This window comes from Flavobacterium sp. Arc3, assembly GCF_041431375.1.
GTDB lineage: Bacteria > Bacteroidota > Bacteroidia > Flavobacteriales > Flavobacteriaceae > Flavobacterium.
Map to the genome: position 1 here is coordinate 36,902 of NZ_JASMRI010000014.1, position 24,523 is coordinate 61,424.

Below are 24,523 nucleotides of genomic sequence, written 5' to 3' on the forward strand. Positions count from 1 at the left end.
AAGTTACAACGAAATAAGAGCGAAAAATTTACATTTTAATTGTTAATTGTTTCAAAATTCACACTTTTAATTTTGTTGATTTATGTCTTAAACATTGATTACCATTGGTTTATTGTTCATTTATGGATTATTAAAAAACTGTTAAATTAATGATTTGTTTTAAAAAACAGTGCTGATTAAATTATTTGGCGACTCAAGTTGTCTTCCATTTCAAAGAGGTTTTCTTCTTCTAAAAAGTTGGATTCCTGATAACGGTATAGTTTCCATCTTTTCTTATTGTACTCAAGGGCTGTTAAATTTTCGACCCAATCTCCAGAATTCAAATATAAGACAGACCCATTTTTATTTTCTTTTTTAATGATTTTTGGTTCGTGGATATGCCCACAAATCACATAGTCGTACTTGTTTTCAATTGCTAATTCTGTGGCTGTTTCTTCAAAATCTGAAATGTGTTTGACTGCCTTTTTTACGCCAGCTTTTATTTTTTTCGAAAAGGAATAAGGCTCTTTTCCAATTTTTTTTAAACACCAATTGACGAATCGATTAGAAAGAATGAGATAATCGTATCCTAGACCACCTAATTTGGCAATCCATTTAGCATGATTTACGGAAGCATCGAAAACATCACCATGAAAAATCCATGCTTTTTTATCATCCATTTCCAATACTAATTTATCCACTAATGCAATGTTGCCCATATTCAGATCACTAAATTTGCGAAGCATTTCATCGTGATTTCCTGTAATGTAATAGATTTTAGTCCCTTTGGAAGCAAGCCCCATTATTTTTTGAATGATTTTTAAATGGTTATGAGGGAAATATGATTTTCTGAATTGCCATATATCGATGATGTCACCATTTAGAACTAAAATTTTTGGTTTTATTGATGACAAGTATTTATTGAGCTCTATGGCATGGCTGCCAAAAGTACCAAGATGCACATCAGAAATTACAACGATCTCTACTTTTCTTTTTTTCAATTGACTCTAATTTGAAGTTTCACAAATTTAGGCATTGGGTTATGCATTGCATTTTATTACATTGTTATGAATTAGTCTTAACTATTAACTAAACGTAATCTTTTTAAGTTGGTAATTTTGTTATCTAATCCTAATTTTAAATTTTTTACTTTAAGTCATAAAACATATATTTGTTCCAAACTTATTATAATGGCAGGAAATAGCTACGGAACCCTATTTAGATTAACAACTTTTGGAGAATCCCACGGAGAAGCATTAGGTGGAATAATTGATGGATGCCCATCAGGAATTACGCTAGATTTAGAGGCAATTCAACTTGAAATGTCCAGAAGAAAACCAGGTCAATCTGCTATAGTTACACAACGGAAAGAACCGGATGACGTCCAGTTTTTATCAGGTATTTTTGAAGGAAAAACGACTGGGACGCCAATAGGTTTTATTATACCAAATACAAATCAAAAATCAGACGATTACTCTCATATAAAAGATAATTATAGACCAAGTCATGCAGACTATGTTTATGAAAAAAAATATGGGGTTAGAGACTACCGTGGTGGCGGAAGAAGTTCTGCACGTGAGACAGCCAGCAGAGTGGTGGGAGGTGCTATTGCTAAGCAAATGTTGCCCGACATTAAAATTAATGCCTATGTATCTTCTGTAGGGCCAATTTTTCTAGAAAAACCTTATCAAGATTTAGATTTTTCAAAAACGGAAAATAACCCTGTTCGTTGTCCTGATGAAGAATCGGCAGTAATAATGGAAGAGTACATACGTGAAATTCGTAAGCAGGGAGATACTGTGGGTGGAACTGTTACCTGTGTGATTCAGAATGTACCGGTTGGTCTAGGAGAACCTGTTTTTGACAAGTTGCATGCAGAATTAGGTAAAGCTATGCTTTCTATCAATGCGGTTAAAGGATTTGAATATGGAAGTGGATTTTGTGGTGCTAAAATGAAAGGTAGCGAACACAATGATTTATACAATTTAGACGGAACTACAAAAACAAATCTTTCTGGTGGAATTCAAGGTGGAATTAGCAACGGAATGGATATTTATTTCCGAGTAGCTTTTAAACCAGTAGCCACTATTATGCAAAAGCAAGAGTCGTTAGATAACCAAGGAAATATTACAGAAATGACTGGAAAAGGACGCCATGACCCTTGTGTTGTGCCACGCGCAGTCCCTATTGTGGAAGCGATGGCAGCAATTGTATTGGCTGATTTTTATTTGATTAACAAAATATATTAAAAACTAATTGAACGGTAAATCCTACTTAAGTAAGTACTTTTAATTATAAACAACCCATAACCCATAACCCATAAAACCAACCCACAAAACCAAAATGAGTTCTACAGAAACACAAAAGAAGTCAATAGCATCGAACTTGACTACTCAAATACTAATTGCAATGGTTCTAGGAGCCATTTTAGGAGTTGTAATACACAATTCTATTTCGGCAGAATCAGCCTTATCTTTTAGTAATAAAATAAAAATTTTAGCTACCGTTTTTATTAGATTGGTGCAAATGATTATTGCGCCCTTAGTATTTACTACTTTAGTTGTGGGTATTGCAAAATTAGGAAATGTTAGTGCAGTTGGTAGAATTGGAGGAAAAGCCTTAGGCTGGTTTTTCACAGCTTCTTTAATGTCTCTATTATTAGGAATGTTTTTTGTAAATGTTCTCGAACCTGGAGTTGGACTTAATTTATCTAATGTTGATTTATCTTCAGCGTCTGAAGTAGCGGCTAAAACTCAAAGTATTTCGTTTGAAAATTTTATTGAGCATATTGTTCCTAAAAGTATTTTTGAAGCATTAGCTACTAACGAAATTTTGCAAATTGTTGTGTTTTCTATTTTCTTCGGTTTAGCAGCTGCGTCAATTGGCGACTATGTTAAACCCGTAGTTACTGCACTGGATAAAATGTCGCATATCATTTTAAAAATGGTAAATTATGTAATGAATTTCGCCCCAATCGGAGTTTTTGGGGCTATTGCAGGTGTTTTTGCTGTTAGAGATTTTCAAGAATTAGCACTCACTTATTTTAAATTTTTCGGTTCGTTTTTAATAGGTATTTCATCGCTTTGGGTAGTATTGATCATTGTTGGTTATATTTTCCTGAAAAGTAGAATGACAGTACTGCTAAAAAGAATTGTTAGTCCATTAATTATTGCTTTTGGAACTACAAGTAGTGAAGCAGTATTCCCAAAATTAACGGAAGAATTAGAGCGCTTTGGAGTAAAAAACAAAATTGTTTCTTTCATGTTACCTTTAGGATACTCTTTTAATCTAGACGGAAGTATGATGTATATGACTTTTGCCAGTATTTTTATAGCGCAAGCTTATGGTATACATTTGGATTTAGGAACGCAAATGACGATGCTACTTGTTTTGATGCTTACGAGTAAAGGAATTGCAGGTGTGCCAAGAGCAAGTTTAGTTGTTGTGGCAGCTACCTGCGGTATGTTTGATATTCCAATTGAGGGAATCGCTTTAATATTACCGATAGATCATTTTTGCGATATGTTTAGAAGTGCTACTAATGTTTTAGGAAATGCATTAGCTACTGCGGTGGTTGGAAAATGGGAAGAAAGTAATGAAATAGATATAGTTCCATTAGACTAAAAGATACTAAAAACTCCTCAAATTTGAGGAGTTTTTTATTTTTGTATATTTGGCCGGAACGATACAATTAAAATTGAATTATGAAAAAACTTGCAATGCATTGGAAAATCTTAATAGGAATGATATTAGGATTGCTTTTTGGATTATTAATGAAGAATTTAGAACAAAAAGGGATTGTTGTAGACTGGATTAAACCGTTTGGAACCATTTTTATAAATCTTCTAAAAATGATTGCCGTTCCATTAATTGTAGTTTCATTAATAGTAGGCTTAGCTGATTTAAAGGATATTTCAAAACTTTCAAAACTAGGCGGGAGAACAGTATTGTTTTATTTATGTTCCACTGTAATCGCTGTTACGATTGGGTTAGGATTGGCTAATCTTATAAAACCAGGAAGGTATATTAATAAAGAATCTAGAGAAAGTCTAATCCAAAATTTTTCTGTGGATGCTTCTCAAAAAATACAGATGGCAGAAACGGCAAAAAAAAGTGGTCCGCTTCAACCATTAGTTGATATTGTTCCTGATAATTTTTTCAAAGCGATGAGTGACAATGGTAGTATGCTACAGGTTATACTTTTCGTTATTCTTCTTGGTATTGGACTTATCTTAATCGATGAAGCAAAAGCAAAACCAGTTGTTGATTTTTTTAAAGGACTAAATGAAGTTATTATGAAAATCATCGACATCATAATGCTTTTTTCGCCCTATGGTGTTTTTGCTTTGATGGCTTCTTTGATGGTAGAAATCCCTGACTTCAGTACTTTAAGAGCATTAGGGATCTATGGATTGACCGTTGTATTAGGGTTGTTTATTATGGCTTTTATTTTTTATCCTACTTTATTATTGATTTTTGCAAAAGTAAATCCTATAAAATTTTTCAAGGCAATTGCACCTGCTCAACTGTTGGCTTTTTCGACCAGTTCAAGTGCTGCTACGTTGCCAGTAACCATGGAGTGTGTAACAGAACACGTAGGAGTTGATGAAGAAGTTTCCAGTTTTGTGTTACCACTAGGTGCTACTGTAAATATGGATGGTACAAGTCTTTATCAGGCGGTGGCAGCTATTTTTATTGCTCAGGCAATGCTTCCTAATCCTTTAGACCTAAACACACAGTTAATGATTGTTGTTACGGCAACCTTGGCCTCTATAGGATCTGCGGCAGTTCCTAGTGCAGGTATGGTTATGCTTGTAATTGTTTTAGGACAAGCTGGAATTCCTGAGGCGGGATTAGCACTTATTTTTGCTATAGACCGACCTTTAGATATGTGTAGGACTGTTGTAAACGTGACTAGTGACTCCACTGTTGCAACAATAGTGGCAAAATCAGTAGGGAAGTTACATCATCCCAAAGATTTTTAGATTGATTATATTATAGAAATACTACTATTTTTAGTGGAGAGAAAGCCGTTCAGTATATTTATTTAAGGAAATCCATCTTAGTAAATTTATGTCGAACGGCTTTTTTACGTTCTATTAAAACTTATTTATAAGTTTTAAGTTATAGTTTTATATTTGGGCGTTAAAATTGCTTGTAAGATATTTCTTTTTATTACTTTTGATTGTGTGTTGCTATTTATATAATTTAAATATTGATGCTCAATTATATAAATGTATATTTGAAAACCAAAAAGTAATTTATGCTCCGGATACGAATACTTTTATTCTTCCTTTTTTCGTTAAATATGTTCAGCAATGTTCCTATTGCTAAAACCGATACTCTATCTAGAAAAGCAATTTTAAAATTAACTTCAAAAGCTACTAATAGCCTATCTGAGTTTAAATTTGAGGAATCATTAACGACCGCAAGACTAGTATTGCGTTATGCTATCGATAGAAAAGATGATTATCTTGTTGCGAAATCATACAATATGATTGCTGCAAATTTTGAAGCAATGTCTGAAGTAGACAAAGCTGCTTTTTATTATAAAAAAGGACTAGCTTATGCAGATAGAACTACTAATGATTCGATCAAGAGTTCATTAAATAACAATATTGGGAATATATATTGTTTTGAATTAAACAACCTTGATGAAGGAGTAGATTATTATAAAAAAGCATTAGAGTACAGCACTAAAATTAATGATAGCAGCTCAATCTATATTACAAAAATGAATATTGCATGGGCTTATTTTTATAAAGGTAATTTTGAAAAAGGGAAACCTTATTTAGATTTTATAAATAAGCATCATAGTAACTTTGGAGGCAAAAGTACGGTTGTTACCCTAAAGATGCTGAACGGAATGTTTTTTACCAATCAATTGGAATTTGATAAAGCCGAGTTGTTTTTTAAAAATGCCATCAAACTTGGGCAGGGAGTCAGTGAGAAATCTGATTTGTCTTATGCACATCAAGAGTATGCTAAGTTATTGATGAAAAAAGGGGATTATAAAAATGCCTATGAAAATCTTTTACTTTATAACTCAATAAGAAAATCAATTGAAGATTCAAATAAAGTTAAGAGAGCAAATATAGTAGGTGTTAATCTGGAATTAGATGAATATAAGAGAAAGGTTGATACAATAGAAAATGAAATAAGCTTACAAGATATAAGCTTGCAAAAGTCAAGGATTATTGTTGTATTATTTATTATAGCCTTGACTGTGGTGCTGCTTTTACTTTATAATGTTTATAAAAACAACAATTTCAAGAAGAAAAAAAATGCAGAGCTTATTATCGCAAATGAAAAATTAGTTATTGCAAAAGAGAAAGCAGAAGAAGCGTCTTATTTAAAATCACAATTTGTATCGACAATAAGTCATGAGCTACGTACTCCTTTATATGGCGTTGTCGGTATAACAAATATGTTGCTAGATGAGCATAAAGAATTAGCGGACAGTCCGTATTTAAGCTCTCTTAAATTCTCTGCACGCTACTTATTGTCTCTTGTTAATGATGTTCTTCAAATAAATAAAATAGAAGAAAATAGAATTGTACTTGAAAGCTTGACTTTTAACATGGTAGATGAAATTAATATGATTAAGAATTCCTTGTCATTCATTGCTAAAAGCCATGAAAACCATATTAATATTAGTATCGACCCCTCAATTCCAGAATATTTGATTGGAGACAAATTAAGGTTTTCTCAAATTATAATTAATATGGTCAGTAATGCACTGAAATTCACGAACAATGGGGAAGTTAATATTAAGGCGGATTTAGTTAAAATCGAAAATAAAGCTCACTTTATCGAGTTTAATATACAAGATAATGGAGTAGGAATTGCCGAAGAGGATCAAGAAAAAATATTTGAAAAATTTGTACAAATAGGAAGAAAAGAAATAGATTATCAAGGTACTGGTTTAGGCTTGTCTATTGTAAAACGATTATTAGAATTGTTTGACAGTACGATCTCTCTAAAAAGTAAAATAGGACATGGGACTACCTTCACTTTTACTATAGCATTTGATTATGATCCTATTAAAACTACTGAGCTTATAAATAAGATACAAGTTGATTTGACATCAAACGAAATATTTAATGTGTTAGTGGTGGATGATAACAAAATTAATCAGTTAATCACAAGAAAAATTATTGAAAAAAACAATTACAAATGTAGTGTAGTTGATTCAGGAATGGCTGCTCTTGAAATAGTCGATACCGCAAAATTTGATGTTATATTGATGGATATAAATATGCCATTGATGAATGGTTTTGAAACCACTAAAAGACTGCGTCAAAAAGGTGTTATGACACCTGTAATTGCATTAACTGCCTTTGACAAAGATGAGATTGTTGAAGAAGCACTTTCAGCAGGTATTAACGACATCATCATCAAACCTTTTGAACCAGCATTATTGTTTAAAATGATAAATCAGCTATTGTATAAAGAAAACCAGACTGAGTTAGTTTAGCCGTTTTTATATTCTGAAATATAAAAGAGAATCGCAAAATCATATTCAACTATAATTAGTTCAACTGGTTTCGCGATTTCTTTAGAGTTAAAATAATTTTATAGGAACTCTTTCTTATTTAATGTCAATGGTCTTTGCTGTTTTTTTCTTAGCGCCTTCTTTCTTGGCAATATCAACATGAAGTATACCGTCTTTGTAATTAGCGTTAATGTGGTTGTCATCAGTATAATCGGGAAGATTAAAAGATCTTGAAAAGGACTGATAACTGAACTCTTTTCGATAGTAATTGTCTTTTTTACTTGTTTCTTCTTTTTCTTCTTGTTTTTCAGAAGAAATGGTAAGCATGTTGTTGTCTAATTCAATTTTAAAATCTTCTTTTTTTAAACCGGGCGCTGCTAATTCGATTTCAATTTTCTTATCTGTTTCTTTTAGATTTACAGATGGTAAATTACTTCCTAACGCTGCAAAATTTTGACCAGTCATTTCCAGAAGATCTCTTGATAAAAAATCATCAAAAAATGGGTTTGCTGTTGGCACAAAACCTGAATTTAATAACGGAACAAATCCGTTTCTTTTTACTAATGCTTCCATAATTTATTAGTTTTAAATGATTATTAACTACTATTAAAATTAGAGAATAAATGATAGCTTATTAATTTAACAGTTTCGTTTAACTTTTAATTAACTTATAAACAAGTAGTTACTTAATAAAAAAAATACCTTTCTCCATATTGGAAAAAGGTATTTGTATTAGTAAACCAGTAAAAATAGATTTATTTAATACCAGCGTTTTTTATTTTGCTTTGAAGCGTCTGATTTTCGAGATTTATGAGCACCACCACTTCTGTTTGAATTTTTTGGTTTTGTAGATCCTCCCGGAGCCGTTTCAGGATTTCCTGAATGCCATGGATACGGATGGTCACTTATGGTTTTTACATCAACTTTAATTAATTTTTGAATGTCTTTCCAATAGCCATGTTCGTCTTTACTGCAAAAAGAAATAGCCACACCACCATTTCCGGCGCGTCCCGTTCTTCCGATTCGATGAACGTATGTTTCAGGTATGTTAGGCAAATCAAAGTTAATAACATAAGGTAGTTGATCAATGTCAATTCCACGAGCTGCAATATCAGTGGCAACGAGCACACCGACTTCTTTATTCTTAAAAGCTTCTAAAACACGTTGTCTTGCGTTCTGAGATTTGTCACCATGTATCGCTTCGGCTGCAATTCCGTTTTTACGCAATGCTTTTACGACATTATCTGCTCCGTGCTTCGTTCTTGAAAAAACTAACACATCAGATAAGTCTTGATTCTTAATCAAATGATACAGTAAGTTTCTTTTTTCTGTTTTTTCAACAAAATAGACATGTTGCTCTACATTTTCAGCAGTAGATGAAACGGGAGAAACGGTAACTGTTTCGGGGTTTGTTAAAAACATTTCCGCTAGTTCGCGAATAGCAATTGGCATTGTTGCTGAGAAAAATAGAGTTTGTCTATTTTTAGGAGTAAGCTTTACGATTTTTTTTACATCGTTTACAAATCCCATATCAAGCATTTGATCTGCTTCATCAAGTACTAACGCATGCAAATGATCTAAGTCAATAAAACCTTGTTTGTGTAAATCAAGTAATCTTCCTGGAGTTGCAATTAAAATATCAACTCCATTTCTTAGAGCATCAACTTGTGGGTTTTGTGAAACACCACCAAAAATGGTCAGCTGTGTTAAGTTGGTGTATTTTCCATAAGTGTCAAAACTTTGACCAATTTGAACTGCTAGTTCTCTTGTAGGAGTTACTACTAAGGCACGAATTTGCTTGGCTTTTTTTGAAGAGCCTACAATGCGATGCAATTGATGTATAATTGGTATGGCAAATGCTGCCGTTTTTCCAGTTCCAGTTTGTGCACATCCTATTAAATCCTTTCCGGCTAAAACTAGTGGAATAGATTGTTCTTGAATAGGAGTGGGGTTTGTATAGCCTTGTTCATATACGGCTCTTTGTATACTTTTTGAAAGTGATAAATCTTCGAATAACATATTTTTGAAATTAAATATCCTGTATTAAGTACAAGGATAGTTTTGCAAAGATAGTATTATTATTTTTGATGCTTATTTGTATCGAATGTTCGGCTGGATTTATAGTCGTTCTGAAAGGAATTGTTAGGAGTCGACTAGTTCGTATTATTATTATTATTATTTGCTTTTATAAAATCAGTTACCAAGTATCCAATTAATTTACCTATCAAATGGTTGTTTTTTTCTTCTCCTAAATCTGGTGCTCCTTCACATATATGTATATAAGCTGCATTTTTATGTTTACCAAAAAAAGAAATAAACTTTCTCAGTTCTTCTATTGAGAAACCACTCAAAGTCATAGCGCTACTCGCAATATTTGGGATAGCATCCAAATCAATTTCGATTCCGAAAAAATCAGTTTTTATAAATTCGAGCGCAGTTATCATTTCTTGCGTAAAGTCCTTCTCTTTTCGAATAGCCAGGCTGTCGTAGCTATTGTAACGTACACGATCTTCTGTTTTTTTGATAAGATCTAAAACACTTTTGGAAGTGTAATTTTCATGTAATCCAAAAATAAAATATTTTTTAAGAAAACCTTCTTCGTAAGCGTATGAAAAACCATTTCCGCTATGACGTCCTTCTAGGATTCTAAAGTCAGAATGAGCATCAAAATTAATTGCATTTACGGGTTTTCCTTTTGCAAGAGCAGTCCCTTTTATATTACCATAGGAGTTATTGTGACCACCGCCAATTATTATTGGGGTTTTACCAGATTTGATAATATTAAAAATAATGTGAGATACGTCTTTGTCAATTTTTTCAACTAACTGGCTTAATTTAGAACGATCATCGATATCATGGAAATCTAAATTTTCGACTTCTTTCATTTCTTCGCGAACATTAACCTGTCCCAAAACGATGATTTGGCTCCCTTTACAAAACCGATTGTGCTGTATATTAGCAATATTTTTAATAGCATTATCCCATGCCGAAGCAGTTCCGGGTCTACCAAAATTTGCTCTTACACCTATATCTTCAGGAATTCCTAGCAGAACATACTTAGCGTCACTGTTTTCTAAGAAAGTAATAACATCGATATCCTTAGGTATAGTAAGCATTTTTTCTCCAAATTTTATTTCACCACTTCTGTGGTTTGTAATTTTGGCAAGGTCGTTCATTGTAAAAGGCAGAAGCTTTTCCATAAAAATAAAAATATTTTTTTTCAAAAATAATATAATTGTGTTAACTTACGTTATAACATGAATATATATTGTTAAATTTGAAAAAAAAAATATTTGAAAAATGGAAAATCAAAAAAGTAGTTCAAGTCTGAAGGCAGTTGTTGCTGTCTTAGCAGTTTTATTGGTAGGAAGCTTGGTTTATATCTTTAAGGTTACTTCTGATGTAAAAACAGTTCAAACAGAATTGAAAAGTACAATGACTGACAAAGATTCAGTTATGAAAGATTTACAAGAGTTAAAAGCTACTTATGATGCAGCAATTTCTGAAAATACTTCAATGTCTGACGAGTTAATTCAGGAAAGAGACAAAGTGGTGAGTTTAATGGCTGATTTGAATAAATCAAAAGGGGACGTAGCTTCAATGGCTAAATACAAAAAGCAATTTTTTTCCCTACAAAACAACATGAAAGCTTTAATGGCTGAAAATGAAGGCTTGAAAAAAGAAAATCAAATTGTGACTTCACAACGAGATAGTACGGTAGTAGTTCTTGGAGAGTCTAAAAAATATAATGAGACTTTAGTAGGACAAAACGAAGAATTAGCAAAAACGGTAGAAAAAGCTTCAAAATTAACTGTTTTGAACATGAAAGGATCGGCGTTTAAAGTAAGAAATTCAGGAAAACAAATTGAAACTGATAAAGCCAGCAGAGCAGATATGCTTAAAGTTAGTTTTACAATTGCTGCAAATGAAGTTGCAAAATCAGGAGATAAAACATATTATGTTCAAGTTATTGACGGCAAGAATAATGTTTTAGGAGTCAAAAAAGTGGTGAATTTTGGTGATGATATGTTGACGTATAGTTTCATGACTACTGTAAAATACGAAAATAAAACAGTTCAGGTTACAGAAAATTTACCTGGGAAAGATTTTGCAAAAGGAACTTATTATGTGAACGTTTTCGATAAAAATGAAGTCGTTTCAAAAACTAGTTTTACTTTGAACTAAGTATGAACTTTGCATAAAAAAAGAGGAGTCATTAAGAGGGCACTGAAAAAGTCTTTCGAATACATTGATAAATAAAAAGGAGTAGATATCTCAGGATTTCTACTCCTTTTTATTTATATTTAAGTCTAATTATTAGTTTTTTTTAGATGTTAATACAACAACAAACAATACAATTCAGCGAGTATTCTTCGTTGCATGATTTAATAGTTCCAAAAGAAAATCTATTAAGAAAAATCAACGATTTGATTGATTTTTCTTTTATTTATGACGAGTTGTTAAACAAATACTGCAACAATAATGGGCGAATGGCAGAAAGCCCTATTCGTATGTTTAAGTATTTACTACTTAAAACCATCTACAGCGTTTCCGATGTTGATGTCGTGGAGCGTTCTCAATACGATATGTCCTTCAAATATTTTTTGGATATGAAACCAGAAGACGATGTTATCAATCCGAGTTCGTTAACAAAATTTAGAAAACTTCGTTTGAAAGACACCAACCTTCTTAACTTATTGATAAATAAAACAGTAACTATTGCCATTGAAAAAGGGCATCATTCGCTCTAAGTCAATTATTGTTGATGCGACACATATTTTGTCTAGATCCAATCCATTTTTAGCTATCGATGTATTGAGAGAACGTTCTCAGCTACTGCGAAAAACAGTATACACCTTTGACGAGGAATTCAAAGAACATATGCCTCAAAAAAATACCGACAATGACTTAGAAAAGGAACTGGCTTATTGTAAAGAGTTGGGAAAACGCATTGAAAATGAGCCGTCAATAAGTTCAATCCCAGCTGTGAAAGAGAAATTACATCTACTCAAAGAAACCGTAGAAGATGCTCATGAAAATTTAACTTTATCAAAAGACACCGATGCTAAAACGGGTCATAAGTCTGCTGAGAGTTCCTTCTTTGGTTATAAAACTCATTTGGCAATGACCGAAGAACGGATCATTACTGCGGCTGTAGTCACATCTGGAGAAAAAGGAGATGGACCAGAATTGCCTAAACTTTTAGAAATTAGTCAAGAAAACGGAATCGATGTCGATACCATTATTGGCGATGTTGCTTATTCCGGAAAAGAAAATCTTAAAATCACAAGTGAACAAAACATTAAAGTTGTAGCACGTCCAAAGCCGTCCATAACACAAGGATTTAGAAAAGATGAAGAGAAATTTGATTATAATAAAGATGCCGATAGGTTTGTTTGCCCAGCTGGACATTTAGCAATACGAAAAGCACGTGGTGGAACCAAAGATGTTGGGGCAAATCAAGTAAATACATATTATTTTGATGTAGAAAAATGCAAGTCTTGCCTTTTAAAAGATGGTTGTTACAAAGAAGGAGCCAAGACAAAAACATATTCGGTATCCATAAAATCAGAATTACATCAAGACCAAATGGTTTTTCAAGAAACTGACTATTACAAAGAAAAAGCAAAACACCGATATAAAATAGAAGCGAAAAACAGTGAGTTGAAAAATGTACATGGTTATGATAGAGCAATATCGTATGGCATTACCAATATGCAAATGCAAGGTGCAATGGCAATTTTCACGGTAAACTTAAAAAGAATACTCAAATTAATGTAGAAAAATGAAGGCTACTGCTGCATTACTCAAAATGAATCTAGCTAAGCTCAAAATAGCCTTATTGAACTAACATTAAAATCAATATTAAAAAAGAAAACGCTTGCAACGGATTATTATAAATCCTGTTGCAAGCGTTTTTTTATTGACTAAAAAACGACGCTAATCAAAATATGCGATGTTTTTCAGTACCCTCTATTTTGCTCCTCTTTTTTTATGTAATAATTTTTCCTTCAAGAAATACGGTGTCTATTAAATTACTGCCAAAAGCATACGGCAATTGATAGTAGGATGGAATAGGCTTTGTGATAATAAAATTAGCTCTTTTGCCTATAGTTATACTTCCATGGGTATCTGAAATTCCCATTGCATACGCACCATTGATAGTGGCGGCATTTATGGCTTCCTCAGGAGTCATTCTCATTTTAATACAGGCAGTTGCCACAACAAAATTCATATTACCCGATGGAGTGGAGCCAGGGTTGTAATCTGTAGCAATTGCTAGAGGAAGACCGGCTGCAATCATTGCGCGGGCAGGAGTGTAAGGAATACTCAAGAAATAGGAGCAAGAAGGTAAGGCTACTGGCATTGTTTCTGTGTTTTTTAAAGCTTCGATATCTTCTGCTGTCATTACTTCAAGATGATCCACAGAGAGTGCATTGTATTTTATCCCTGCTTGAATTCCACCAATTGAATTGAACTGGTTTACATGGATTTTTGGCTTTAGGCCAAAGTGTATTCCGGCATTCATAATTTCTTCTGTTTCCTCAACGGTGAAATAACCAGTTTCACAAAATACATCTATAAACTGGGCAAGATTGTTTTTGGAGATTTCAGGAAGCATGTTGTTGATTAAAATATCAATGTATCCTTTTCTATCTTCTTTATAGGCTAATGGAATCGCGTGAGCTCCTAGGAACGTAGCTTTTATAGCTATGGGGTAGTTTTGCGCCAGTTGTTTGATAACCCGAAGCATTTTTAATTCCCCGTCTATGGTTAGCCCATAACCAGATTTAATTTCGACCGCTCCAGTTCCTAAACGCATAACCTCTTCCAGTCGTTCTTTAGACTGATCGTATATTTCTTCTTCGGTTGCTTCATTTAGCTTTTGAGCTGAATTTAAGATTCCGCCACCCCGATTGGCTATTTCTTCATAGCTGAGGCCATTGATGCGGTCTACGAACTCCTGCTCGCGATTGCCAGCATAAACAATGTGAGTATGGCTGTCACACCATGAGGGTAATATCATTTTTCCTGTAGCATCAATAGTTTGATCTGCTTTGGTATGTGGTACATTATCCATTGAACCAAAATCAGCAATCAAATTATCTTCTATAAGTAAGTATGCATTTTTGATGGTAGGAAGAATAGTCATTGCAGCACCAGCTATTTTGGTAACTGCGATATCGCGAACTTGAAGTAATTCCTTTATATTTATAATTAATGTTTTCATTGCTGTTTTTTTTTGTTATTCAGAAACGGTGATTTCAAACATTTTATCCCAATTTTTTCCAGTCACAAAAATAGTTTTGGTTTTTGGGTTGTAGGCGATTCCATTTAAAACTTCGGCCGTTGTGTTTTTTACCATTTTTCTTAGACCAGACAAGTCAATAATTCCTTCAACAGCACCATTTGAGGGGTTTACAACGGCAATGGCATCTTTTTGCCACACATTTACATAGAATTTGCCGTTAATATATTCTAATTCATTTATCGATTTTATTTTTGTTTTACCCGAATAGACATTAATATAATCTAGCATTTTTAGGTCTTTTGGGTTTGTTGTCCAAATTTTCTCTGTTCCATCTGATTGGTAAATATTTTTTCCGTCGTTAGTCATACCCCATCCTTCAATATCTTTAGTAAAAGCAAATGTTTTCTCTAATTTTAAGGTATTGGCATTATAGATAAAACCTGTTTTTTCTTGCCATGTTAATTGGTATAACTTGTCGTTTAAGAATGTAATTCCTTCGCCGAAATATTTATCTTCAAGATCAACTTGTTTGTATACTTTCCCTGTTTTGTAATCATATTTTCTAAGGTAAGAAGTGCCTTTTTGTCCCGTGCTTTCATATAATGTGTCTTTGTAAAATTCTAAGCCTTCTGTAAAAGAAAGCGTATCGTGTGGGTGGGTATTTACAATTTTATACTTCAATAATTTAGGTTGTACACTTGACACTAATTCTATTCTTGTAGTCGCTTCTGAATTTTCACCATCATAGTATACCAATGCTTTTAGGTTTTGGTAACCTAATTTTTGGTCTTTTAATCCAAACGTTAATTTCTCTAATCCTTTTGTAGCGCCAATTTTAGTATCGTTTACATAATATATAATACTATCGATAGCTTTCGATTGTGGGTTTAAAATTTCTAAATTTATTGCCTCTTCAGGCATGAATTTAGCCGAAAATTTAGAAGTATCGAAATTAAATATAGTATTTTCTCCTTTTTTTGTATCTCCACAATTAGAAAGTGTCATTGCTAATAAAATGACTGATAGTAAGTTATAGTTTTTCATAGTATGAATTTTGAATACACCAATATACAATGTTATTTTTAGCGAGCAAAGCGCTTGCAAAAATATAAAAAGATTGTATCTTTGCACCGGCAAGTCCTACACGACCAGCTCCTGCAGACTCCCCCAGGATGGGAACATAGCAAGGGTACGTGGTTGAGCGGTGCGATGTAGGTCGCTTGCCATTTTTTTATAATCTGAACTTGTTTCAGATTTTTTTGTGCCAATTTTGAAATGTTTTCAAAATATAAATAATAGTAGTCTTCCTTATGGAGGATTTTTTTATTTTTGGTCTATTCTAAAATGCAGCTAAACAAAAGTCAATATGAGCAAAGTGGTTTTAATTACGGGAGGTTCCTCGGGAATAGGGAAATCTATTGGGGAGTTTCTACATCAAAAAGGATTTGTTGTTTATGGAACGAGTAGGAACCCGGACCGCATTTTGAATACGGTTTTTCCTCTTGTGGCACTTGATGTTCGCGATGCTGCTTCGATTCAAGCGGCTGTAGCCAAAGTAATTGCAAGCTCGGGACGGTTAGATATTGTAATCAATAATGCAGGTGTTGGTATTACAGGACCTTTGGAAGAGATTCCAACGGTTGAAATGAAAAATCATTTTGACACTAATTTCTTTGGTCCAATTGAAGTAATTAAATCGGTATTGCCACAAATGCGGGAACAAAAATCAGGATTAATCATCAATATTACTTCGATAGCCGGTTATATGGGATTGCCGTATCGCTCGATGTATTCCGCTTCAAAAGGAGCTTTAGAATTGATTACAGAAGCGTTGCGTATGGAAGTAAAATCTTTTGGGATTCATATTGCTAATGTGGCGCCTGGCGATTTTGCTACTAATATTGCTTCGGGACGATACCATGCTCCAGTAATCAAAGGATCGGCTTATGAGGTTTCTTATGGCGAATCGTTGCGTACAATGGATGAACATGTAGACGGTGGAAGTAATCCTAATGAAATGGCCGAAGCGGTGTATAAAATTATTCAGACTAAAGAACCAAATGTTCATTATAAAGTAGGTGCTTTTATGCAGAAGTTTTCTATTGTATTGAAAAGAGTTCTTCCAGATAAAGTATATGAAAAAATGCTAATGAACCATTATAAATTATAGTTATGGAAAGTATAAAAGAGTTGCTGCCTCAAATATTAATGGTGTTACTTGTTATCATTTTTTGGTTTATCATTCGGGGAGTTTTGAAATCTATTAGTGCTAAAATGAATAATAACGAACTTTATAAAGAGGATATGCTTAATGTTCTCGAAGAAATAAGGGATGAATTGAAAGAATTGAATAAAAACAATTTAGTTAAGTAATTTTAAATTGTAATTTTACGTCGGATTTGCGTGAAGGATAGCAGCGAAAAGCCCACAGCATAGTGTAGCGATAGCGAAATTATGCGAGGACTTGTAGCGTATAGCCTGACCCTTGTGGTCACGCCCAAAATACAAACACACAATTAAATAAACAGATATTATGAAATTTTTTATTGACACGGCTAATTTAGCTCAAATTAAGGAAGCACAAGCATTAGGAGTTTTGGACGGAGTTACTACAAACCCATCTTTGATGGCTAAGGAGGGGATTACTGGAAAAAACAGCATTTTGAAGCATTATGTTGATATTTGTAATCTTGTTGATGGTGATGTAAGTGCTGAAGTAAATGCGCTTGATTATGACGGAATGATTAAAGAAGGTGAAGAATTAGCTGATTTACATGAGCAAATTGTTGTAAAACTCCCAATGACCAAAGAAGGTGTTATGGCTGCTAAATACTTTTCTGATAAAGGTGTTAAAACAAATGTAACTTTAGTATTCTCTGCAGGTCAGGCTTTATTAGCGGCTAAAGCAGGTGCTACTTATGTTTCACCATTCATCGGTCGTTTAGATGATATTTCTACTGACGGATTAGCATTAATTGAAGAAATTAGATTGATTTATGATAACTATGGTTATGAAACTCAAATTCTTGCTGCTTCAGTACGTCATACAATGCATATTGTAAACTGTGCTAAAATAGGTGCTGATGTTATGACAGGACCACTTTCTGCGATTTACGGATTGTTGAAACACCCATTAACGGATATCGGTTTAGCTCAATTTGTAGCTGATTTCGAAAAAGGAAATAAATAAGGTTAGAATTAAGAAGAAAGAGGTTAGAAGTTTTTCTATTTGCATTACGTCAATCTCTTTTATCAACATAAATACAAAAAGTCCCATTTGCATCTGCAAATGGGACTTTTTTATGCTTATTATTAGAAAATTACTTTCTTACAAAAGGAGGTAATAGTTTAGAAGAAACTTCTCCAAAACCTATTCTAACTTGGCTATTTTCGCAAAAACCTTTCATGATTACTGTATCGTTATCATTGATGAATTTACGCTCTGTACCGTCGTTCATTTTTATTGGGTTTTTTCCTCCCCAAGTCAATTCAAGCATAGACCCATAACTATTTGGCGTAGGTCCTGAAATTGTTCCTGACCCCATCATGTCTCCAGAATTTACACGACAACCGTTTGAGGTATGGTGTGTTAATTGTTGGCTCATAGTCCAATACATATGTTTGAAATTAGAATTGCTTATAACCGTAGGTTCAGCGTTTTCTGGTTGTATCGCTACTTCTAAATGGATGTCAAATGAATGCTTTCCTTTTTGTTGTAAATAGGGTAGTGGACTTGGATCTTGTTTTGGACTAAGAACTCTAAAAGGCTCTAAGGCATCCATTGTTACTATCCAAGGCGAAATTGATGAAGCAAAGTTTTTAGCCAAGAAGGGTCCAAGAGGCACATATTCCCACTTCTGAATGTCTCGTGCGCTCCAGTCATTTAACAAAACCATTCCGAAAATATAATCCTCAGCCTCGTTGATAGGAATCATTTCTCCCATTACGTTAGCATCAGTAGTGATGAATGCGGTTTCAAGTTCAAAATCAATTAAACGAGATGGTCCAAAAACAGGAGTAGTTTCACCAGCCGGTAGTGTTTGACCTATTGGTCTGTGAACTGGAATTCCTGAAGGTATGATGGTAGAACTTCTTCCATGATATCCTACTGGGATGTGAAGCCAGTTAGGTAATAAAGCGTTTTCTGGGTCTCTGAACATTTTTCCTACATTTGTAGCATGCTCTTTACTAGAATAAAAGTCTGTATAGTCACCTATTAATACCGGTAACTGCATTTCTACATCGTCTACTTCGAAAATAACAATGTCACGATGCTTTACATTATCTCTTAATTTTGAATTGTTCTTGTCAAAAATTTCGGCAATTCGGTTTCTGACTAATCTCCATGTTTTTTGCCCATCGGAGATAAAGTCATTGAGGGTGTCTTGCATGAACATATCATCAGTCAATTCAATACCTGCAAAGTAATTCATTTGCTGCAAAGCCCCTAAATCGATAGCAGAATTACCGATTCGAGTTCCTACGGTTACCACATTTTCTTTAGTTAAGAAAACACCGAAAGGAATGTTTTGAATTGGGAAGTCACTATTCTCTGGTACTTCTAACCATGATTTTCTGTTTGTATCGTTTGCTATTATTGGCATAATATGTTAATTGTTTTGTTGAAAATTATACTTCAAATATATTATAATCTGACAGTTTCACAAACGTTTTTTTGTATTTTTGCTACAAATTAACTAAAAACAAAGAAATGCAACGCGACAAACAAATTTTTGACCTTATTCTAGAAGAACAAGAAAGACAAATACACGGATTAGAATTAATTGCTTCAGAGAATTTTGTAAGCGATGAAGTAATGGAAGCAGCCGGTTCTGTTTTGACTAATAAATATGCAGAAGGATATCCAGGAAAAAGATACTACGGAGGTTGCGAAGTAGTGGATGTTGTGGAGCAAATTGCTATTGATAGAGCTAAAGAATTGTTTGGTGCTGAATATGCTAATGTACAACCACATTCTGGTTCACAAGCTAATACAGCAGTTTTCTTTGCTTGCTTGAAACCTGGAGACAAGATTCTTGGTTTTGATTTGTCTCATGGAGGACATTTAACACACGGTTCTCCGGTGAATTTTTCCGGACGTTTGTACAGCCCAGTTTTCTATGGTGTTGATCCAGAAACAGGACGTTTAGATTATGATAAAATTCAAGAAATAGCAACTAAAGAGCAACCAAAATTGATCATCGCTGGAGCTTCGGCTTATTCTCGTGATATGGATTTTGAGCGTTTTAGAGTAATTGCTGACAGTGTTGGTGCTATTTTATTTGCTGATATTTCACATCCCGCAGGATTGATTGCTAAAGGATTGCTTAATGACCCAATTCCTCATTGTCATATCGTTTCAACAACGACACACAAAACATTACGTGGACCTCGTGGAGGTTTGATTATGATGGGTAAAGATTTTCCTAATCCATTTGGTTTAACAACTCCAAAAGGAGATATCAGAATGATGTCTTCATTATTGGATTTAGCTGTTTTTCCTGGAAATCAAGGAGGGCCTTTAATGCATATCATTGCTGCAAAAGCAATTGCTTTTGGTGAAGCATTGAAAGATGAGTTCTTTACTTATGCTTTACAATTGCAAAAAAATGCCAATGCAATGGCAGATGCTTTTGTGAAAAGAGGATACAATATAATTTCTGGAGGTACAGACAACCACATGATGTTGATTGACTTAAGAAACAAAGGAATTTCTGGAAAAGAAGCTGAAAATGCTTTAGTGAAAGCAGAAATTACGGTTAATAAAAATATGGTTCCATTTGATGACAAATCACCATTTGTAACTTCTGGTATTCGTGTTGGAACTCCAGCTATAACCACTCGTGGATTAGTTGAAGAAGATATGGAAACAATCGTTGAATTGATTGATAGAGTATTGATGAATCACACCAATGAAGATATCATTGAACAAGTGGCTAATGAAGTTAACGAAATGATGAGCGAAAGAGCTATTTTCGTTTTTTAAAAACTTTTGTTTAAAGTTTCAGGTTTAAAGTTTAAAGGTTTGTGTTTACGGAATGGTATCACATGTTTTGAACTTTAAACTTTTTTTTTGACTTTAAACTTTTATAAACTTTAAACAAAAAAAATGGGTGTATTAAGATTGCAATTGCCTACAGATCCTAGATGGGTTAATATTGTAGAGAAAAATATCGAGGAAATTTTGACTGATCATGCTTGGTGCGAACAGAAAGCGGCTACAAATGCGATTACTATAATTACCAATAATTCGGAGCATCAGGATTTAGTACAGGATCTTTTGGCTTTGGCCAAAGAAGAAATTGATCATTTTGAGCAAGTGCACAATATTATCATTAAACGGGGGTTGAAGTTAGGACGCGAGCGCAAAGACCACTATGTAAATGAGTTGTATTTGTATATGAAAAAGAATGGGAATGGAAGTAGAGTTTCCAGCTTGGTAGAACGATTGCTTTTTTCGGCAATGATAGAAGCCAGAAGTTGTGAGCGTTTTAAAGTCCTGTCAGAAAACATTCAGGATGAAGAATTAGCTGTTTTTTATAGAGGTTTAATGGAAAGTGAAGCAGGGCATTATACTACATTCATTACATATGCCAGAAAATATGGAACGGGAATCGATGTGGAGAAGCGCTGGAGAGAATGGATTGATTTTGAAGCTTCAGTTATTGAAAACTATGGTAAAAATGAAACTATACATGGATAAAGGAAAGCTCTTTTTTTAAAGATGTAAAAATAATTTTGATGGTAATTTTAATAGAATTAAAAATCAGATGTTTACAAAAGTAGAAAATCATACTGCTATTTATTTTTTGTTTAATCCTTGTTTTTTTTCTTTGGATTACTAATTTTGGTATATATTTATAAAATCTTTGTATTAACAACAACTTAAGGTTAGGATGAGACTCTATATAAAATATGATGGCATTGTAGCTTGTAAGGTAATCTTACAGGAACAATTAGAGAGATTAGGAATTAGTTATAAACTTTTAGAGTTAGGTGAAATTGAAATTAGTAATAGCGTTTCGAAAGATAGTTTAGCTGAGCTTCAAGATACACTTAATAGGTATTCTATATTTATTGTTAGTAATGAAAAAAGTCAATTAATTCAAAAAATAAAAGATGCGATTGTTGAGATGGTTTATGAAAAAGATAAATTACCATCAGTTACAACTTCGCAATATTTGTCTGAAAAATTAAATTTTAGTTATGGTTATATAACGAATACTTTTTCAGAATATACGTATACTTCTATTGAGAATTTCATTATTATTCAGAAAATAGAAAGAGCCAAAAAATTAATTATTGAAGATGAATTGACATTAACAGAAGTTTCGTATAAATTAAGTTACAGCAGTGTAGCCTATTTATCAAGTCAATTTAAAAAGGTGACAGGACTGACTCCGTCTGCATTCAAGAGAATTGTAGATAAAAGGCGAAGCCTATCAAATTAATAAAAATAAACGATTATAATTATGATTACACACAAGGATTCAATACATATTTTGATTGCAGATGATGATGAAGATGACCGTGCTTTCTTTAGTGATGCGATGATGGAACTTAAAATGAATAATAAGTTAACATTGTTTAATGATGGTAAAGATTTGATGGAATACTTGGCGTGTCCTGATATTATTATGCCACATATATTGTTTCTAGATTTAAATATGCCTTATAAATCTGGATTTGAATGTTTAAAAGAAATTAGATCTGATAGCAGATTTAAGGACGTTTCGATTGCCATATATTCCACTTCGTCTTCTGAAAAAGATATTGAAGAAACGTTTGTTGAAGGAGCAAATATTTACATAAAAAAGCCAAATGATTTCAATAAGCTAAAAAAAGTAATAAAAGAAGTATTAAACATTAACTGGCAATTTCATTCCTCAGGGTTAAATAAAGAAACTTTTTTCTTCAGTATTTAAAATTCCTCTTTTTAATGAAGTTAGTAAACTTATTTAAGAACTCTCAAGTATTTAAGATTGCTTTAGTAATAGCAATTGTTGTAGTAGGATACATTGCATCTGTTTTTTATACACAGATGCAAAGTTTAGAATCTTCAGTTAACTTAATAACTAACTCTACAGAAACCCAGCTAGAATTAGAAAGAGTACTTTCAATCATCAGCATTTACGAAACTAATTTACGTAGTTATATCATTACTAAGGATGATTCTTACTTAGAGCATCGTTTTTTGAGGAGAGGAGAAATCGATCGTAATTTTACTCGCATAAAAAAATTAGTAGCTAATAATCCTGCAAGAAGTAAGGATGTAGATAAACTTAAACGAATGATCGATTATCGATTTGCTTTGTTTAGGGAAACAATGCTTTTAGCGAAAAGCCCAAATAACGACAGTGCCTTATTAAATGCAAAACTCCACGAAAGTAGCGAGTTTACAGAAAAAATGAAAACCTTTGTTTATAAAACAATCAATGCAGAAGGAGATAAGTTAAAAATTCATAACGAAAATCATCAATTTGAATTACAAGACTCCATTATAAGTGCATTTTTATTGGTTATTTTGAGTCTCTTGATTTTATTATTATCGTTTAATAAAATGAATGTTGATATTGATGAATTGAAAAAGACAAATGATGAACTTAAATTTGTTAACCGTTCTTTCAATTATGCCGAAAAGATAGCAGGCTTTGGTCATTGGAAGTTGAATTTAGAAACACGTGCTTATACTTTTTCAGATAATTTTTTTCGTCTTTTAGGAGCAGAGCCTAATTCTTTTAAACCTAATTTAGAAAATATTGTAAAATATATTCATCCTGATGATTTAGATTATGTCATGGATGTGCATAAAAAATCACTATTGACGCAGGAAGCGACCTCAATGATGTTTCGATATGTATTGCCCAATGGTGATTATCGTTATATCATGTCTGTGGGTACATTTACCAGAAACAGTAAAGGACAACTGGTTAAAACAGGTGTAAATTATGATATTAGTAATCAGTATAAGAAAACAATAGAACTCGAAGAGAATAATAAAGAGTTAAAGAGTATTAATGAAGAGTTAGAATCTTTCAATAATATTGTAAGTCATGATTTGCAGGAGCCGCTTCATAAAATCCAAATGTTCATCTCAAGAATTGAGGCTAAAGAAATGGAATTAATAACAGAACAAGGAAAAGTGTATTTTTCTAAAATACGTACTTCTGCAAATAAAATGCAAGCGCTTCTTATTGATTTAGTTAATTATTCCCGAACAATAAAAGGAGATAAAGTGTTTGTTGAAACAGATCTTAACATTGTATTGCGTCAGGTTATCGATGATTTATCGCTAAATATAGAAGATAAAAAAGCAATAATAAATTTAGAAACATTACCCGTAATTAAAGTAATTCCGTTTCAAATTGAGCAGCTTTTCGTTAATTTGATTTCAAACTCTCTAAAGTACAGTAAAGAAAATACTGTTCCCCAAATAGCTATTTTTCTGGATGATATTGGCGATAATGATGTTCATGAAGGTGAAATTATCAGTGATGAGAATTACTATAAAATTATTGTGGCTGATAATGGGATAGGCTTTAAACAAGAATATGCCGAGAAGATATTTGTTTTATTTCAACGTTTAGAAAAAGATAGTAAATATTCAGGTACAGGATTAGGGCTAGCAATTTGTAAAAGAATAGTCGAGAACCATGACGGCTTTATAAAGGTGAATTCAGATCCGGGAATTGGTACTCGATTTTCTATTTATATTCCAAAAAATGTCGTCTAGTTTCTTTATTGATGTAATAATAGAGGGACTATAGCACATTTCTTATACTTAATTAGCGCCATTT

The 24,523-nt window shown here is 33.0% G+C and carries 20 protein-coding genes, 1 other RNA gene and 1 pseudogene; 15 read left to right on the plus strand and 7 right to left on the minus strand.

Annotation, left to right across the window (positions count from 1 at the left end):
- Positions 1-176: 176 nt before the first annotated feature.
- Positions 177-980 carry a UDP-2,3-diacylglucosamine diphosphatase gene (locus QO200_RS11550; protein WP_371540182.1) on the minus strand — a complete coding sequence of 268 codons (804 nt, stop codon included), beginning with the start codon at positions 978-980 and terminating at the stop codon, positions 177-179.
- 189 nt (positions 981-1,169) lie between these two features.
- On the opposite strand from QO200_RS11550, the gene aroC reads away from it, so the two are divergent.
- From aroC to QO200_RS11570, 4 genes are all read left to right on the plus strand, one after another.
- Entirely contained in the window at positions 1,170-2,228 is a 1,059-nt protein-coding gene (aroC, locus tag QO200_RS11555) for a chorismate synthase (RefSeq protein ID WP_371540184.1), read from the plus strand.
- A gap of 94 nt (positions 2,229-2,322) precedes the next feature.
- On the plus strand, positions 2,323-3,603 hold the full coding sequence (locus tag QO200_RS11560) for a dicarboxylate/amino acid:cation symporter (RefSeq protein ID WP_371540187.1): 1,281 nt from the start codon (positions 2,323-2,325) through the stop codon (positions 3,601-3,603).
- A gap of 80 nt (positions 3,604-3,683) precedes the next feature.
- A complete protein-coding gene (locus QO200_RS11565; RefSeq protein WP_371540190.1) occupies positions 3,684-4,964 on the plus strand; it encodes a dicarboxylate/amino acid:cation symporter in 1,281 nt (426 codons plus the stop codon).
- Between the two features lie 323 nt (positions 4,965-5,287).
- Positions 5,288-7,456: a response regulator gene (locus QO200_RS11570; RefSeq protein ID WP_371540193.1), complete on the plus strand. Its 2,169-nt coding sequence runs from the start codon at positions 5,288-5,290 to the stop codon at positions 7,454-7,456.
- A 114-nt stretch (positions 7,457-7,570) separates the two neighbouring features.
- Here QO200_RS11570 and QO200_RS11575 read toward each other — a convergent pair whose 3' ends face one another.
- The 3 genes from QO200_RS11575 to QO200_RS11585 all read right to left on the minus strand — a co-directional run bounded on the left by QO200_RS11575 (position 7,571) and on the right by QO200_RS11585 (position 10,674).
- Positions 7,571-8,047, minus strand: coding sequence for an Hsp20/alpha crystallin family protein (locus QO200_RS11575; RefSeq protein ID WP_371540195.1), 477 nt, complete (start codon positions 8,045-8,047; stop codon positions 7,571-7,573).
- Positions 8,048-8,233: 186 nt separating this feature from the next.
- A complete protein-coding gene (locus QO200_RS11580) occupies positions 8,234-9,493 on the minus strand; it encodes a DEAD/DEAH box helicase (RefSeq protein ID WP_371540201.1) in 1,260 nt (419 codons plus the stop codon).
- A gap of 134 nt (positions 9,494-9,627) precedes the next feature.
- Positions 9,628-10,674: a formimidoylglutamase gene (locus QO200_RS11585; protein ID WP_371540205.1), complete on the minus strand. Its 1,047-nt coding sequence runs from the start codon at positions 10,672-10,674 to the stop codon at positions 9,628-9,630.
- A gap of 100 nt (positions 10,675-10,774) precedes the next feature.
- Here QO200_RS11585 and QO200_RS11590 point away from each other — a divergent pair, with 100 nt between their 5' ends.
- Positions 10,775-11,659 (plus strand): hypothetical protein, encoded by an 885-nt coding sequence (locus QO200_RS11590; RefSeq protein ID WP_371540209.1) that lies wholly within the window; start codon positions 10,775-10,777, stop codon positions 11,657-11,659.
- Between the two features lie 146 nt (positions 11,660-11,805).
- Positions 11,806-13,255, plus strand: a pseudogene (locus QO200_RS11595) (IS1182 family transposase).
- 211 nt (positions 13,256-13,466) lie between these two features.
- On the opposite strand, the gene hutI reads toward QO200_RS11595, so the two are convergent.
- Both hutI and QO200_RS11605 read right to left on the minus strand, forming a co-directional pair.
- Positions 13,467-14,705: an imidazolonepropionase gene (hutI, locus tag QO200_RS11600; RefSeq protein WP_371540215.1), complete on the minus strand. Its 1,239-nt coding sequence runs from the start codon at positions 14,703-14,705 to the stop codon at positions 13,467-13,469.
- 15 nt (positions 14,706-14,720) lie between these two features.
- The gene (locus tag QO200_RS11605) at positions 14,721-15,770 is read right to left on the minus strand and encodes a glutaminyl-peptide cyclotransferase (protein ID WP_371540220.1); all 1,050 of its coding nucleotides are present in this window, start codon (positions 15,768-15,770) and stop codon (positions 14,721-14,723) included.
- An 87-nt stretch (positions 15,771-15,857) separates the two neighbouring features.
- Here QO200_RS11605 and ffs point away from each other — a divergent pair.
- The 4 genes from ffs to fsa all read left to right on the plus strand — a co-directional run bounded on the left by ffs (position 15,858) and on the right by fsa (position 17,916).
- Positions 15,858-15,955: signal recognition particle sRNA small type (gene ffs / locus QO200_RS11610), an RNA gene on the plus strand.
- A gap of 137 nt (positions 15,956-16,092) precedes the next feature.
- Complete coding sequence (locus QO200_RS11615; RefSeq protein ID WP_371540226.1) at positions 16,093-16,896, plus strand: SDR family oxidoreductase; 804 nt, start codon at positions 16,093-16,095, stop codon at positions 16,894-16,896.
- Positions 16,897-16,898: 2 nt separating this feature from the next.
- Positions 16,899-17,099 carry a hypothetical protein gene (locus QO200_RS11620; protein WP_371540230.1) on the plus strand — a complete coding sequence of 67 codons (201 nt, stop codon included), beginning with the start codon at positions 16,899-16,901 and terminating at the stop codon, positions 17,097-17,099.
- 160 nt (positions 17,100-17,259) lie between these two features.
- Positions 17,260-17,916, plus strand: coding sequence for a fructose-6-phosphate aldolase (fsa, locus tag QO200_RS11625; RefSeq protein WP_371540235.1), 657 nt, complete (start codon positions 17,260-17,262; stop codon positions 17,914-17,916).
- Between the two features lie 130 nt (positions 17,917-18,046).
- Here fsa and fahA read toward each other — a convergent pair whose 3' ends face one another.
- Positions 18,047-19,330 (minus strand): fumarylacetoacetase, encoded by a 1,284-nt coding sequence (gene fahA, locus QO200_RS11630; RefSeq protein ID WP_371540239.1) that lies wholly within the window; start codon positions 19,328-19,330, stop codon positions 18,047-18,049.
- Between the two features lie 107 nt (positions 19,331-19,437).
- Between fahA and glyA the strand changes: the two genes are divergently transcribed.
- The 5 genes from glyA (at position 19,438) to QO200_RS11655 (ending at position 24,459) form a co-directional block, all read left to right on the plus strand.
- Positions 19,438-20,712 carry a serine hydroxymethyltransferase gene (glyA, locus tag QO200_RS11635; RefSeq protein ID WP_371540244.1) on the plus strand — a complete coding sequence of 425 codons (1,275 nt, stop codon included), beginning with the start codon at positions 19,438-19,440 and terminating at the stop codon, positions 20,710-20,712.
- A gap of 123 nt (positions 20,713-20,835) precedes the next feature.
- Complete coding sequence (locus QO200_RS11640; RefSeq protein WP_371540246.1) at positions 20,836-21,429, plus strand: tRNA-(ms[2]io[6]A)-hydroxylase; 594 nt, start codon at positions 20,836-20,838, stop codon at positions 21,427-21,429.
- A gap of 193 nt (positions 21,430-21,622) precedes the next feature.
- Complete coding sequence (locus QO200_RS11645) at positions 21,623-22,177, plus strand: helix-turn-helix domain-containing protein (protein WP_371540249.1); 555 nt, start codon at positions 21,623-21,625, stop codon at positions 22,175-22,177.
- Positions 22,178-22,198: 21 nt separating this feature from the next.
- Positions 22,199-22,651, plus strand: a complete 453-nt coding sequence (locus QO200_RS11650) for a response regulator (RefSeq protein ID WP_371540253.1) — start codon at positions 22,199-22,201, stop codon at positions 22,649-22,651.
- A gap of 14 nt (positions 22,652-22,665) precedes the next feature.
- The gene (locus QO200_RS11655) at positions 22,666-24,459 is read left to right on the plus strand and encodes an ATP-binding protein (RefSeq protein WP_371540257.1); all 1,794 of its coding nucleotides are present in this window, start codon (positions 22,666-22,668) and stop codon (positions 24,457-24,459) included.
- The last annotated feature ends 64 nt before the right edge of the window (positions 24,460-24,523 follow it).